General features: G+C 56.4%; 15 protein-coding genes and 1 tRNA gene. 7 read left to right on the plus strand and 9 right to left on the minus strand.

Features of this window, described 5'->3' with window-relative positions:
• Nucleotides 1-608: 608 nt before the first annotated feature.
• Nucleotides 609-920, plus strand: a complete 312-nt coding sequence (locus tag AS026_RS25060; RefSeq protein ID WP_160330122.1) for a tyrosine-type recombinase/integrase — start codon at nucleotides 609-611, stop codon at nucleotides 918-920.
• Between the two features lie 315 nt (nucleotides 921-1,235).
• The gene (locus AS026_RS25065) at nucleotides 1,236-1,439 is read left to right on the plus strand and encodes a hypothetical protein (protein ID WP_062372470.1); all 204 of its coding nucleotides are present in this window, start codon (nucleotides 1,236-1,238) and stop codon (nucleotides 1,437-1,439) included.
• Between the two features lie 92 nt (nucleotides 1,440-1,531).
• On the opposite strand, the gene AS026_RS25070 is transcribed toward AS026_RS25065, so the two are convergent.
• Both AS026_RS25070 and AS026_RS25075 read right to left on the minus strand, forming a co-directional pair.
• The gene (locus AS026_RS25070; protein WP_062372473.1) at nucleotides 1,532-2,050 is read right to left on the minus strand and encodes a hypothetical protein; all 519 of its coding nucleotides are present in this window, start codon (nucleotides 2,048-2,050) and stop codon (nucleotides 1,532-1,534) included.
• A 179-nt stretch (nucleotides 2,051-2,229) separates the two neighbouring features.
• Complete coding sequence (locus AS026_RS25075; protein ID WP_062372477.1) at nucleotides 2,230-3,492, minus strand: phage major capsid family protein; 1,263 nt, start codon at nucleotides 3,490-3,492, stop codon at nucleotides 2,230-2,232.
• A 382-nt stretch (nucleotides 3,493-3,874) separates the two neighbouring features.
• Between AS026_RS25075 and AS026_RS25080 the strand changes: the two genes are divergently transcribed.
• A complete protein-coding gene (locus AS026_RS25080; protein ID WP_062372481.1) occupies nucleotides 3,875-5,074 on the plus strand; it encodes a WD40 repeat domain-containing protein in 1,200 nt (399 codons plus the stop codon).
• A gap of 365 nt (nucleotides 5,075-5,439) precedes the next feature.
• On the plus strand, nucleotides 5,440-7,569 hold the full coding sequence (locus AS026_RS25085) for a KAP family NTPase (RefSeq protein ID WP_082728606.1): 2,130 nt from the start codon (nucleotides 5,440-5,442) through the stop codon (nucleotides 7,567-7,569).
• Nucleotides 7,570-7,782: 213 nt separating this feature from the next.
• Here AS026_RS25085 and AS026_RS25090 read toward each other — a convergent pair whose 3' ends face one another.
• The 6 genes from AS026_RS25090 to AS026_RS25115 form a co-directional block, all read right to left on the minus strand.
• Entirely contained in the window at nucleotides 7,783-8,079 is a 297-nt protein-coding gene (locus tag AS026_RS25090) for a hypothetical protein (RefSeq protein WP_062372492.1), read from the minus strand.
• Between the two features lie 16 nt (nucleotides 8,080-8,095).
• A complete protein-coding gene (locus AS026_RS25095) occupies nucleotides 8,096-8,326 on the minus strand; it encodes a hypothetical protein (RefSeq protein ID WP_062372498.1) in 231 nt (76 codons plus the stop codon).
• Between the two features lie 12 nt (nucleotides 8,327-8,338).
• Nucleotides 8,339-8,638 carry a hypothetical protein gene (locus tag AS026_RS25100; RefSeq protein ID WP_062372503.1) on the minus strand — a complete coding sequence of 100 codons (300 nt, stop codon included), beginning with the start codon at nucleotides 8,636-8,638 and terminating at the stop codon, nucleotides 8,339-8,341.
• Between the two features lie 106 nt (nucleotides 8,639-8,744).
• Nucleotides 8,745-10,109, minus strand: coding sequence for a phage/plasmid primase, P4 family (locus tag AS026_RS25105; protein WP_062372508.1), 1,365 nt, complete (start codon nucleotides 10,107-10,109; stop codon nucleotides 8,745-8,747).
• Entirely contained in the window at nucleotides 10,093-10,515 is a 423-nt protein-coding gene (locus tag AS026_RS25110; protein WP_062372513.1) for a hypothetical protein, read from the minus strand. Before AS026_RS25110 ends, AS026_RS25105 begins: the two co-directional genes overlap by 17 nt.
• A gap of 173 nt (nucleotides 10,516-10,688) precedes the next feature.
• Complete coding sequence (locus AS026_RS25115) at nucleotides 10,689-10,901, minus strand: hypothetical protein (RefSeq protein ID WP_062372517.1); 213 nt, start codon at nucleotides 10,899-10,901, stop codon at nucleotides 10,689-10,691.
• A 134-nt stretch (nucleotides 10,902-11,035) separates the two neighbouring features.
• Here AS026_RS25115 and AS026_RS25120 point away from each other — a divergent pair, with 134 nt between their 5' ends.
• The 3 genes from AS026_RS25120 (at nucleotide 11,036) to AS026_RS25130 (ending at nucleotide 12,701) form a co-directional block, all read left to right on the plus strand.
• Nucleotides 11,036-11,296 carry a helix-turn-helix transcriptional regulator gene (locus AS026_RS25120; RefSeq protein WP_062372522.1) on the plus strand — a complete coding sequence of 87 codons (261 nt, stop codon included), beginning with the start codon at nucleotides 11,036-11,038 and terminating at the stop codon, nucleotides 11,294-11,296.
• 72 nt (nucleotides 11,297-11,368) lie between these two features.
• Nucleotides 11,369-11,557 (plus strand): helix-turn-helix domain-containing protein, encoded by a 189-nt coding sequence (locus AS026_RS25125; RefSeq protein ID WP_062372525.1) that lies wholly within the window; start codon nucleotides 11,369-11,371, stop codon nucleotides 11,555-11,557.
• Nucleotides 11,547-12,701 (plus strand): tyrosine-type recombinase/integrase, encoded by a 1,155-nt coding sequence (locus AS026_RS25130; RefSeq protein ID WP_062372529.1) that lies wholly within the window; start codon nucleotides 11,547-11,549, stop codon nucleotides 12,699-12,701. Before AS026_RS25125 ends, AS026_RS25130 begins: the two co-directional genes overlap by 11 nt.
• 66 nt (nucleotides 12,702-12,767) lie before the next feature.
• On the opposite strand, the gene AS026_RS25135 is transcribed toward AS026_RS25130, so the two are convergent.
• A tRNA-Glu gene (locus AS026_RS25135) sits at nucleotides 12,768-12,842 on the minus strand.
• Nucleotides 12,843-12,904: the final 62 nt, after the last annotated feature.

The following is a 12,904-nucleotide window of genomic DNA, read 5'->3' on the forward strand; positions in this document are numbered from 1 at the left end:
CGAGGGCGCTACAGGCTCGAGGGCTACGCGTCGTCGGTTGACCGACCGGATTTCATTCGAGATTCAGTAGCATTTGACGCGCCGAACAACAATGTTACGAGGATATCGTGTAAACGTCACAAGCCAAATGATTTCAACGACAAACTGTGGCACGCCCTAGGGGAGTGCCAATTTTCTTGTTTTTATTGGATTTTTTGGGTCGAGGTCACTAACGAAAACTGCCGGAAATACCCAGAGGTCACTAAAGGTCACTAAGCCTTTTGTTCCGGTTTGTTCACGGCTGTTCTGGCCGCACCATCGGCTTGGTCACCCGCAGCCGGTTGTCCTCGATGAGCTTCAACACGCCTTCGCTCTCCAGGTAATAGAGGACAAGCTCCGCATCGAGGACACCATCATCGACAACGATCTCGTCGAAGAGTGGACCTTCAATTTTAACCAGAAGAAGGGCGGCCAGGAAATGTGGCTCCCGGTGCCGGACGAATTAAAGACCATCCTGCAGCTGCCGGAACTGGTGGAGAGCCGTCGGCCAGGGCGGCACCATCATCAAGAACGAGTGGGGCACCGGGTTCTCCATCGACAGCTTGGGCAACAAGTTTTTCGACTGGTGCGTGGCGGCCGATATCCCGGATGGTTATCGGGCCCACGGGCTGCGGGGAAACTTTGCGGTCGAGCTATGGCACGCCTCCGGTGGCGACCTGTCGCTGGTGCAGGTGGCCATGGGGCACAAGAGCCCCGCATCGACGACGATCTATCTCAAGGATCTCATCGGCAACGAAGACAGCGCCGACAAAATCCGGGCTGTTCGCGCGGCTTACAAGCAGCGCCAAGCGCAGATTTTGGAATTCAAGCAGAGGCATCAAAAGCAGGTCACTTTTGGTCTTAGTGACCTCGAAACTCAAGTCATTGATTTTATTGGATAATTAGAAAAATTGGCACGCCCTAGGGGTATACCATCTTTTAATGTTTTCAATGGCTTGCAAATCCGAGTCACTTATCGAAATGCCGCGATTGTTGCCCGGAGTCATTTATTCACGTTCCGCTTTTGTACCAGCTTGCTTGCCCCATTTAATCTTTGAGGACGCATAAAGAGATTTGCGCTTCCTCGCTATTGTGGGAAACATACTCGCGTGGGGTGAGGCACAGCGATTTTGTCACGGCATGGCGCCGGTTCCACGACAAGGCAGGCATTGCACGGCACGGTACTGAAAATCCTTGTGGAAAGAAGGTGATGTATCGTGACCGCTAAGGACATTACTTGGGAGTTCAACGCTCTCGAGATGAGTGCTTATCGCCGTGCCGAAGAGCTCGGGTTTCTGCTCATCAAGAATCCGGACCCGGAAGTAGGGGGATATCTGCTGGCAGACGACAGAAATTGTGTTGTTTTCGGTTCGGACTATTCCGCCGACCTTGACGACGTTTTCCAATGGCTAGTCAGCTGAGGCAATGATGTGGCGGCGAGCCTAAACTCAGGCTCGCCGCCCGCTATCCACCGATGCCTGACTCGGCTTGGCGAATCGATTGTTGCCCGGAGTCATTTATTCACTATTTCCGCCGATCCGCTCATGAGCAGATCTGCCCACCTTATTTTGAGGAAAGGCTTTGCCGTTTTCGGGAGCTTCGAGCGATCGACCATCCGGGATGAGACTTCAAAGTCCGCGTTGATCTTCACGACGAGCAGCTTGCTGAAGTTTCCCGATACTTTCACGATGACCTCGTCCTTGGTCTTGAACGGGGTGATGGTTTTGATCTCAATGTGATCGTTGCCAAGCCTACCGTCAGCACCCTGCGCATAATTTTTGTTCAGCTTTATTCCGTAGGTAATGGCGCCGAAGAGTTCCCCAATGTCTCCGTACACGTTGAGATGACGGCCTGTCTCAAAGTGGTAGCTTTCTGCGAGCGAAAGGAGATCCTGAAAATACGGAATCAAAGATCTTATGGCATTCGGATACTTTGCTCGCCACTCTTGGAATTGGAGTTGTTCTTCCACATCGGACCATGAAACCCACTCGCCGTCGTCAAAGAAGGCCCGATTCCAGATGTCGTCTTCCATTTCACACCCTTTGGAACTCCGTGCTGGATAGGAAGCCGATCAGCAAGATTCGGTCAAGTGTAGCTCTATAGGTCGATAGCAGACGTGCGCGGTCTCAAAACATGCAAACGGACGGCGGGGATTGATTCAGCAGGCCCGCCGCCCGCTACCCGCCAATTGCCTGACTTGGCATGGCGAATTCACCATTTCACATTCGCGACGACGCTTACCCGGCCAGCCCGGCGCATCTCCCAACTGATGTCCTCAACAATCCTGATTGCAAGCAGATCCATCTGCCACAAGCTGAGATGCGGGCTGCCGCTCGCCGCGTCCGTGCCGCTTGCGCCCGTCGATACCGGCGTGGGATCGTCTCTCGAAACAATCGAAGCATCGGTTTCGACCCTAACCTCGCCGTCATCGACGGAACTGACGAAATCGGCGGCGTCGAGGGCGATGGCCGTCTTTGCCGGGACGGTATCCGAGGCGATGACATCCACCGCGCCGAATCCCGGCACCAGCATGGCCGCATTGGTCGCCTGAATGGAATTCATGACGAAGACCGGGGATGCCGCCGCCGGATTGATGGCCGCCGCCAGCGCCGCCATATCAGCGCTTGCCGCGGTTGCTGGATCGGAGGCCGCCGATGGCGTCAGCGGAGTCACGCCGAATAGGAGGCCTGGCGGCTGCGTGGCCGTCCCCGCCGCGTTGCCGAGCAAAGCGGTATCGACGCTAATGCCGATATCCTCGGCCAGCGCTTGCCCGATGATAGCCTCGGCTGATGGCGTCGATGCCTTGGCAAGCTCGCCGGTAAAAAGGCTGATGCTGGCGGCCTTGTGCGGCGTCAGAAATGCGCCCTCCAGAAAGCTAAGCTGCCTTACCGGGATCGGCTGGCCCTCGCCAATAAAGCAATTCGGGATGCTGCCTGGCTTCGCCCTGGCGGCAAATCTCAAGCCCGATGTGCCGGTCAAGTTCACGCTGATCCCGCGCGCTTTCAGGGCGGCATAGACGCTGGTGGGCGCAAGCTCGCTCATGACGCCGCCATAGACGCCCGGATTTGCCAGTTCGGCGGCCCATCCCGGCACGCTGGTCATCGCCGGATTGGTGACGGCCTTCCTGAGCCAGCCGACCGGATCGCGGGTGGCCTCGACAATCTTGCCTGCGCCGTAAAGTTGCTCGGCCAGCTTATCCGGCTCGCCGCGCTTCAGCGCCAAGGCCATCAACCGTGTGGTCAAGCTCTTGATGAGGATGCTTCGCGGCGACGAGCGCCTTTTCGCGCCGGTATCGATCTGCCGCCGGTTGGCTATCGCCAGCCGCTTGGTTTCATCCAGCCGGTCGTTCAGGTTCTTGAACATCAGGCCGGTCTTGCGCTCCCGCTGGCCGAACTGGCCATCGACATAGCTTCTGACATCGGTAAATGCCAGTTGTACGGCCTCAAGGATTTCATCGGTCTTTGGTTCGCGCATGGAATGGCCCTCACAGCGGAATGGAAAACGCGCGATGGCCGACGACCTAAGCTTGATACCGGGCGTGACCACCGGCGCTAATTCCAAACACGCCGATCATACACCAATCGTTTCGCTACCGAAATGACATGTCGCCGGGCGGGGACACGCTCGGCGAGGCTGGTGGATAGGGGCTGCACGGCTGGTTTGCGCTAGAAGTAGCGATTGATATCTGAATGAGAGGGCATGTCGGAGCTAAGCTCACTATCGCGTCGCTTTGGAGATCGCCCAACAACCGGCTGCAACTGCAAATCGCTCGAATAAGTAGAATACGCCTAACGCGTTTAATGATCCTTTGTGCGCTTTCGAAGCATTGTGTTTCTGGGATGAACTGGAGTGCCACATGTTGAAGTTGGTCGTTTTGGCAGCACTTAGCTTGATCTTTGCTCCAGCAGCAAAGAGCGCCCCCCTGATGAGTAACTGCCGTGGGAACTGGGCCGACACCATAGCGTCACTCGAGCCCCAACCTTCTGGACCAATGATGTTATCGGCAATCCATTGCTTGCCGGTGGCCCACCGGGGTTATCCCGTTTCGCCTTCGCCCGACGGAAGCAAGATATTCAGCGTTCATGCCATTGAAGGCTTGTGGGTCGGCGGTGTCGATCCCGACGATGCGAACCACACCTTTCCGGGGCATGCCAAGTTATCTGTGTTCACGAGACATGCCCCCTTTGAATGGCTTGCAGACTCGACCGAGGTCATTGGTGTCAAGGATATCATGAATGACAAAGGCGTTGTTATTACACGTGGGCAGCCATACCTCTTCAGCAATACTGGACAACAGACGCCTCTGCCGCCTCTCTCTCACTCAAACGGGACGCTGCGTGAGATCTATTGGATGGGCGGCAACGGCTTGGCCTTTGCAACATTCACGCCCTCGGCAGAGAGTTTCAGTGACACCACGATTTCACTCGTCGACGCGAAAGTCGGTCGGGTTTTGGAATCGGTTGAGACTGCAACGATCCAAGGGCTGGCTGCGAAGAGAACTCTTGTTGCAGCGGCCTCTCGCATTGACGGAACGGGACGAGCGCATGTTTTGGCCACCTGGACTCCAGACACTTGGGTGCTCTGGGATCAAGGTGACAGGCCGAGGGTTGTGCCGATCCACAGCAACGCAATTCGCAAAAATTATGCGCTTTCGGTTGATGGCAGCAAAGCGCTGATCATGGGAAATCTGAGTGCCACCGGGTGGTTGTGCGAGAACGGCAATCGCTGCCCGCCGCCAACGCCGCGGTCAGGAATGATCGCAGAGCTAAGGGAGGTAAGCTCCGGTCGGCTGATTTGGTCTCTATCGGGAACGGCCCAAACTTTCTCGACGAGCGAGGTGCCCGCAATCAGCCCCGATGGGCGATACGCGTTGATAACGATGCCTAGCGACTATGACCATATCGCGCTTGTGTCGATGACTGATGGCACTGTTCTTCAGCGATTTCGAATGCCCTATTGGGGCGCCCTAACCCTTGGATTCTCGCCCGACGCCAAACAAGCCTGGGTCACCGGCGGGGCGGTGATGGCGGTCTTCAATATCGGTTTACAGCACTGAATTTGCTAGAGAGATGCGTTAAGGTTGCGAGCAACTAACGGAGACGAACTGAAGGGATGCCTTAACAGGGTCCTGAAAGAATGACCGCTTCGGGCCGGAACCCGCCATTGAGACTGGCGTGCAGAACTACAGAACATACGTTAGTCCCGGTGAGGGCCGATTAGAGCGCGTTCAGGTAGGATTGCACAACTGTATCAATGAAGGAAACAGACCCTAAAAATCGATAACCCGGAAATTAGAACGCAATCTCCCGCGTCGATCCCCGGCCTAGGATCATGGGTTTTACTACCTCCCCATCCCCCTTTGGTTGTGCCAGCTGAGAATCTCGCTTACCTATCGGCACCACACTGCTGGGAACCTCGTTCATGACTGAAATTGACCACGCCTCTCATCAAGATCGCCCAATTAGCATGCCGGATCAGGATAGATTGGACCGTTCGCCATTTGTCGAAAGCTTGGTTCGCTCACTTGTCATCGATAAAACTGATGCAAAGGGACATGTTCTGGGGCGCCGCGGTACTGGCTATGTTGTTGGCCTTACGGGGCGGTGGGGACTAGGAAAGTCCAGCATCCTTAATATGTTGCACCAACGCCTGGACGCGATGGATCACGTTGTTGTTGCGCTCTTCAATCCTTGGCTCTTTAGTGGACGAGACGAGTTAGTTAGGGGGTTTTTCAATACGCTCCGAGGGGCATTGGGTAGGAGCAATACAGAGGAGGTTCGCGCGCTCGTCGAGGCGCTAGATCGTTATTGGGGCGCCATTGATCTTGCGGGGCACGGGGTTGCTGCGATCGTCGATCTACACGGCAGCTCCGGTGCCGCTTCGGCCGGTTGGAAAAAGCTAAGCGGAAAGCTCAAGAGCGCTCTCGTAAAACCAAGGCCACTTACGCCGGACGAGGAGAGAATTTCGCTAGAGAAGAAGATCGCAGCCACGCAATGCGCAGTAATTGTACTGATTGACGAACTCGACAGGATAGAGGACGACGAGGTAAGGGCGGTTGCGCAGCTTGTGAAGGCCGTGGGCGACATCAAGGGCTTGTCTTATCTCGTGGCGTACGACCCCGAAAGAGTGGTTGAAGCTCTAGGACGTGGGATAGGCGAGCGACGCCGTCGAGTCGGGGAACTCTATCTGGAGAAAATCATCCAGTATCCCATCCCTTTACGGCCGCTTTTCTCTGAGGATGTCAAAGCGCTGTTGGAAAGTACGCTGGCCGACCACGGCGTACTTTTGGCGGAACAGAGAACTGACAGCCAGAAAGAGCTGTATGCGCATATAATTGACTCGATCCAGACGCCTCGCGAGGTCAAACGGTTGGTCGGGGCATTTGCTATTCTAGAGAGGGCCGTACGAGACGAGATCTGCCCATTTGACGTTCTGGCGTATAGTTGGATCGTCACTAAGTCACCGACACTGCGGACACGGATCGCCGAACATGTGGACGCTCTCGTGACTGACCCGAGTGACGAAAGTGCAAGCGAGCGGGTTGTTCGCAGAATGAACAATGAGGCAGAGCCGGATATCGTTAGCATATTGGGCAGCTCAGCAAGAGAACACACAAGGACGCTGGAGCTCTTGTTTCCTCGCTTCATCGAAGAACGACAAGTTGACGATAGAGAACGGCTCACGAGGCGGCGCAATCTCATTCGCATGCTCTACTTGGGCAACCCGCCAGGCGCGGTGACGCGTCGCGATGTCGAGCAATTGTGGAACAATACCGACCTGGGCGAGCTGGAACGCATTTTGCGCGAACTAATACGTGAGCGCAAACTAGCGACACTTATGGATCGTTTAGACGAATTGCTTCGCTCTTTACCGGAAAGGGGAGATCGAACGTTCTGGGTTGCGCTTTCGCGAGCGTTGGTTAGGCAGGACGACTGGATTTCGGAAAACGATAATCGTCATGCTCTTGCGGACGACGCCTCTCGCACGCTTGTTTCCCTCGCTCGACGCAACCCGGAACTTGCGGACAGACTCCGAGCGACGATCGAAGCACTGGTTACCGATGGGGATCTCGTGCTTGCTCCAGACATACTTCGCACTCATCTTTTCGCTTATGGGATAGTCGGGAACCAGGTTAGGGGCGGGGGGGTGCTCACTCAATCGGAGACCCAAGCGCTGCTTGACCGCGAACTTCCTCGCTATCGGGAGGCAATAATCGATGGAAGCTTCCTCCGTCGCGTCGCATCACCAGACGCACTTTATATCTTCGCAAATTTGAACAGTTTCGACAGTGAGATGCGCAGTTCCTTTACCGACCAGCTCACGACATTCGATGCGATTTCGACATTGGCTGCACTTCTGGTTCCGCCGGGTATCAGGGTAAGTCTAGAGACATTGGAAATATTCTTCGACACGCCGTTGGTCCTTGAGCGAGCGCAGAATTTTATCAGTACATTGGGCTATCCGTCAGACCTTTGGATCGCCGAGAGTTTGCGTCGACTTGTAGTAGTACTCCGCGGAAGAGATCCGCTGGTCGAGGACGACGCAAGTTGACGCGGTCGTTGGGCGCGGACATGCCGGTGTGTGGCTGTACCAGCCGCACCGTTATGCCACCTTGTCGCCGAAATTCCCGGGAAATCCCATACGAATCGCAATATTTATTAGCGACGGAAGCGCTTGGCCAGATTGGTCGATCAGCGACATAGTGGGCATCGTTCGGCACGAAGCGTGTGGGTGGTGGCCCCTCCTGCCACCCCGGCATTCCATTCAGGCCTTGGGGCTCGATTGCACTGGTTCTCCTGCGGCTACCTCATGGTTCAGCTTCAGTTGGCTTTCGAACCAGCTTTTCATCCAGCCGTGATAGAGGATGCGATTGCGAATCCGCTCTCGCGATACCGGCACACCAACTGCACTGGCTGGATGCACATAACTTGCGAACTGCGCGATCAACAGGGACGCGACATTGGCGTCCTGTGCCGTCTCCAGATCAGTCAAAAGCTGCTTGCGCCGGACCTCGCGCTGTTCTGCGATATCCTCGTCGGTGAGGATCAGTTGTTCTGTCATTTGCTTTTCCTCCTTTTCAAAATCCGATTTCACGCTCGATCAGCAGTTCGATGAACTCCAGATCTGGCGCTGGCTTCCTGATCATCACGCGAACCTTGCGCAGTAGATCGATCAGTTCCGCGACACTCTCCTCCAAGGCATCACGTTCGCCTTCGAGATATCTGACATCATCGTTGAGGCTCCAGATGCGCATTTGAAGTTCTTCGATGTCTGGTGGCTTTGGCTTGGTATCGGATTCCACACTCATTTCCCTTCCTCCTCATTGCGCCGGAATCGTCAGCTCCCGACCTTGCCGTTCTTGCTTTCGTCCTCCTTTGGGAAATACCGGCTTGCCTGGAGCGCGATGCGCCGCGCACCGCCTTGATGGCCGAAACTCGCAATTGATTGCCGTGGTGAAAAAGAAAGGCGCGAAGCAATGGGGGCAGCGGGTTTCCCAAACCAGCACCAGCCCGCGATCCGAACCGTCGTCGCGAAGCAGCGGCGCAATGGTCTCGCAGCGGAAGACTTGATGGTCGAAAAGTATCCGGGTGCCCGGCACGACCTCGAATTCCTTCAGCATGGGCGTCCTCCCTCCATGACGCATGTCAGGTCATGACGGGTTTTCAGTATCGTCCCCACGCGCGCGCGTAGCGATATACGGCAGGAGCGGCATGATCCGTCATGCGTCATGCTTTGGCCTCCTCGTAGTCGTTCCGCTTGATATCAATGCCAATCCTCATGCGGCCTGCATTGCGCCGCTCGCTCGGGAATCCCTCGCGATCCAGATCATCCGCGAAACTTTTCAAGGTTCCCGCATCGAGGCCGCTTCGTTTGCAGAACTGGTTCCAAGACGCGAACAGCGTTGTGGCGGTGTTGAATAGGTAGCTATTGCCTCGATCCACGCGGCAACATTCATCCAGCCAAGTGGTGAAGACGTCCTGCTCCGAGAAATACTGGCTAGTGGCGGCTTCTATCGACGCCGGGACGCCGAGGCCCTTTACTTGCCACTCTAGGCAACCGTCGATCATCCATCGGAGGATTCCGGGCCATTCCGGCTTCAGCTTTTCGAACAATGCCAGATCAACTGTCTTCGGCTTTGCCATCATAGGCACAAGGATCAGTCGTCGCCGCATGGCATCTCCGACACTCCGGAGCTCTGGCTTGTGATTGCCTTGGACGGTCAGGCTGAACTGCGGCTGGAACGAAAAGAAATCCCTTCGCATGAACCGGGCGCTGATCGTATCGCCCCCAGTCATCGCCTTAATGCGCTGCTCGTTCCACTTCCGGCCCTTGTCAGTTTCTGAAGCCGTGACGATTCGCGCGCCTGCAAGCATTGCCAGTTCGGTCGGATGCCTGTCGCTGCCGGATGCCAGAAACGTCTCCATCGGGCTTTCCCGATGGTAATCATGCGCGATTGCGGCGATGGTATTGAGGATCGAGCCTTTTCCATTGCCGCCTGGACCAAACATAAAGACGAACCTTTGTTCGGTCGTCGCGCCGGTCAGCGAGTAACCGATCCAGCGCTGCAAGAAGGAGGCAACCTCATCGTCGCCGCTGGTAGCCTCCTCCATCAGCGTGAGCCAGCGCGCGCAATCAGGGGCCTCCGCTGGGACCACAGCTGTACTGCGGTTGATGAAATCGCCGATCGACGGCGGCACAAGTGTTCCGCTCCTTAGATCGACAGTTCCGTCCGGCGTTCCTAGTAGAAACGGATCGCTGTTCCAATGGGATGAGCCGCAGGCAAGCACAGGCGATGAGGCCGCAATCTTCTGGACGCCGCTGGCGAACATAGCCTTTCGGCAATCGCGCTTGTCACGGGGATCGAGCGTCCTGGAATACTGGCGGCTAATCAAAACAGCATCGTGATAGGTCGCGCCGAGTGTATCGATTTTCCAGAGCGAACCGTTCCAGCGATACCACCGGCCCGCATCCCAATCGTAGCGGATAGCATCGGCATGGCGGTCAATGAAGGCTTGAGCGACGTCCGATTGGGTAACGACGTCCATGGCCTCGATGGCGGTTCTGTCAGGCTTGTCAGTCTTCTGGTGCATCGCCGCCTCCCTTGCGTTCGCCGGGATAGCCGACTTGCCTTCGGTAGTTTTTGTAATCCCGATACAGCCACTGCCATGACGCCTCGATCTCCGCCGTCAGCTTATCGGGAGGTCCTTGCGGGGCTTGGCCCTGGTCATGCGCGAGTGCTGCCTGCGTGCGGGCTAGTTCGTTCCTGGCATCCCGTAACTCGCAGTTGGAGCGATACGCCTCGTTGCGGAAAAGGGCGGCCTCCTCGGCATCTGACAGCGGCTCGTCAGGACGAAGGCGGGCCTCCAACGCGACGTTGATATCGGCCAGCAGGCGTCGGCGGCTTTGCGTCTCCCGCTCAAAGTCCCGGCGCGATTCCTCGATACGGGCAATTAGCGCGCGCGCTCTCTCGTGAGGTGATAAGTCTGTGTGGACCACAAGGATGCCCTTTCTGCGGGGCGTCTCTCCTGATCGCCGCGCGGCCTCTGATGCATCTTGAGTTGTCCGATGAACGCGCCCTTTTAAAAAATGCCGAGGGGGCGCATAATGGATACTTGCAGCAGTATCACTTTTGCCTCGCGCCGGGTTCCCAACGCCCGGCGTATTTCATTTCATGCACTGTCCATTTCGAGGCGGAGGCGATCCATTGCCGCCAGCCATCTCTCGATCTTGTCGTTGTCGTTTTCCGGAGGTGACTGCATCGAGCCTGGTACGCGTTTCGTGCCAATCGGGAAATGTGCGTGCCGCTGCAGGATCGAGACCTCGTAGCTTTTGAGATTGGTCTTCGCCCGCATCTCGGCGTTGGCGAGTTTCTTTTTCTTCATCAGATTACCTAGCAATTCCAATAGATGCTGGCATATTATGGAACAACGCTAGCACTACTGGTATAATTAAGTAAACACTAAAAAGCGCATATCGGAGCGCTTTCCAGCTTGCCTCTGTAAGGGAGCCGCTCCGCATGTCTGAAAAAGCCGGGAATCCGAATTCCTACCCGCCGCGCGGCCTTGGTAGAATTGACGCCGCTCGCTATCTCGGCCTCGGTTTGAGCCTCTTCGATACCTTAGTGAAAGACGGGCGCTTGCCACCGCCAAAGCAGGTGAACAAACGTGTCATCTGGGACCGGGTAGCGCTGGACGCCGCGTTCGAAAGCTTGCCCGATCAGGCACAGGATAACCGCTCGACCTTCCAGAAATTGCTGGATTCGCGACCCGTGGCTTAGGTGGGTTCCGAGTTGCTTCTACCCATAGTGGAGATAACACCCTTCCTGCCATCGAAACGGAAGGGAAAGGCAATGGAACTGAGGGAAACCGTAAAGGAATGGCGCAGGGACGGCGCATTGTCACAGTCCAGGGCGGCGGAAATTCTGGGGGTTCCGCTGAGAAGCTTGCAGCATATCGAGCAGGGCCGGGCATTCAGGTATGCGGCCATGATGACGTTGGCGGTCGAGGCATTGAAGGGCATGGAACATCATGGCGCGTAAATCCAGATTTGCTGACTACCCGCACGTCCTCCAGCTAAAGAACGGCAAGCTGGTCTTTCGCCATCCGCTGATCGGTCAGAAGACTCTCCCGGCGGACATTGGCTCGGAGGAATTCGCCGACGCCTATGAAAAGCTTAGGCTGCTGGTCGATGCGCCCGCCGCCGAGGCCAAGCCAGCCATCAAGAAGCCGACCTTTGCCGACGCCTACGTCGCGTGGAAGAAGAGCGATGAATGGAAAGCCTATGAGAGCAAGACCATCAAGGGGCATGTTCGGCATGCCAAAGCTTTTCTGGAAGCGCCTATGACGAAGACATCGAAGGCGACGTTCGCCGAGGCTCCAGTTGACACGCCGGAGGCCGAAATGCTGCCTTGCCTGCGCAAAACCGTAGCAAGCCATGCGGCGCATAAAGCTAAGCGGGTCGCGGTCACGATCAGGAAATTGTACGCCGCCGCCATCAAGGAGGAGTGGTGCTTGAGAAATTTGGGCTGCGACGTCGAACAAGTGGAATTGCCTCCGTCCTCGCCGGAAAAGGTTTGGCCCGACGATATTTGCGAAAGGTTTGAACGCCGCCACCAGCTGGGAAGTAGCGCGAGAACGGCCTATGCCTTGGCCCGCTACGGCGTCGGTCGGCGTGGCGATGTCGCGAAGATCGAAAGGGACAATTTGCGGACCAAGCGCTACATCGATGAGAACGACCAGATACAGGTCGCCACCGTTATCGAATTCATGACGCAAAAAAACCAGCACAATGGCGGCAGCGTCAAGGTTACGGTCGTCGTCAGGCCAGAGCTTGAGATGGTCTTGAACGCGCTGGACCGGTCGAAGGGCGGAACGATGCTAAAGACGCAGGCGGGCAAGCCATTCTCGCAGAAGAGCCTTTCTAACCAGATGGCGGTCTGGACGCGGCAGGCCGGGCTGGAGCCGGGCTATACCTTGCACGGCCTCCGGCGGACATTCGGAAGCGAGATTGCCGAGGGCGGTGCCGACCTTTTCACTGTTCAAAAAGCGATGGGCCACCGGTCGCCGACGACGACGGCAATCTACATGGATCAGCTGAATGAGGAGCCGATGGCGTTCCGCGCCGCCGCCGCCGCGAAGAAGCGGTCAGCCGAGGTAAAGCGCCTTCGCGCAGCCGAAAAGTGACGGTCACTTATCAATAAGTGACTCGATGGTGACCCGGCAATGTAAGTTATTGATATTAAACAACGATGGCACGCCCTAGGGGAGTCGAACCCCTCTTCCCAGAATGAAAATCTGGTGTCCTAACCGATAGACGAAGGGCGCTTCCTTCGTGGTGGCGCCCTTATAGTCAGGCACTTTGAATCCCGCAAGCGGCAAATTGGATT

Origin of the sequence: Rhizobium altiplani (assembly GCF_001542405.1) — a bacterium.
GTDB lineage: Bacteria > Pseudomonadota > Alphaproteobacteria > Rhizobiales > Rhizobiaceae > Rhizobium > Rhizobium altiplani.

Coding starts and splice junctions, on each gene's coding strand:
- AS026_RS25070 (WP_062372473.1), bottom strand. CDS start 2,050: ATGGAAGACGACATCTGGAATCGGGCCTTCTTTGACGACGGCGAGTGG.
- AS026_RS25075 (WP_062372477.1), bottom strand. CDS start 3,492: ATGCGCGAACCAAAGACCGATGAAATCCTTGAGGCCGTACAACTGGCA.
- AS026_RS25080 (WP_062372481.1), top strand. CDS start 3,875: ATGTTGAAGTTGGTCGTTTTGGCAGCACTTAGCTTGATCTTTGCTCCA.
- AS026_RS25085 (WP_082728606.1), top strand. CDS start 5,440: ATGACTGAAATTGACCACGCCTCTCATCAAGATCGCCCAATTAGCATG.
- AS026_RS25090 (WP_062372492.1), bottom strand. CDS start 8,079: ATGACAGAACAACTGATCCTCACCGACGAGGATATCGCAGAACAGCGC.
- AS026_RS25095 (WP_062372498.1), bottom strand. CDS start 8,326: ATGAGTGTGGAATCCGATACCAAGCCAAAGCCACCAGACATCGAAGAA.
- AS026_RS25100 (WP_062372503.1), bottom strand. CDS start 8,638: ATGCTGAAGGAATTCGAGGTCGTGCCGGGCACCCGGATACTTTTCGAC.
- AS026_RS25105 (WP_062372508.1), bottom strand. CDS start 10,109: ATGCACCAGAAGACTGACAAGCCTGACAGAACCGCCATCGAGGCCATG.
- AS026_RS25115 (WP_062372517.1), bottom strand. CDS start 10,901: ATGAAGAAAAAGAAACTCGCCAACGCCGAGATGCGGGCGAAGACCAAT.
- AS026_RS25120 (WP_062372522.1), top strand. CDS start 11,036: ATGTCTGAAAAAGCCGGGAATCCGAATTCCTACCCGCCGCGCGGCCTT.
- AS026_RS25125 (WP_062372525.1), top strand. CDS start 11,369: ATGGAACTGAGGGAAACCGTAAAGGAATGGCGCAGGGACGGCGCATTG.
- AS026_RS25130 (WP_062372529.1), top strand. CDS start 11,547: ATGGCGCGTAAATCCAGATTTGCTGACTACCCGCACGTCCTCCAGCTA.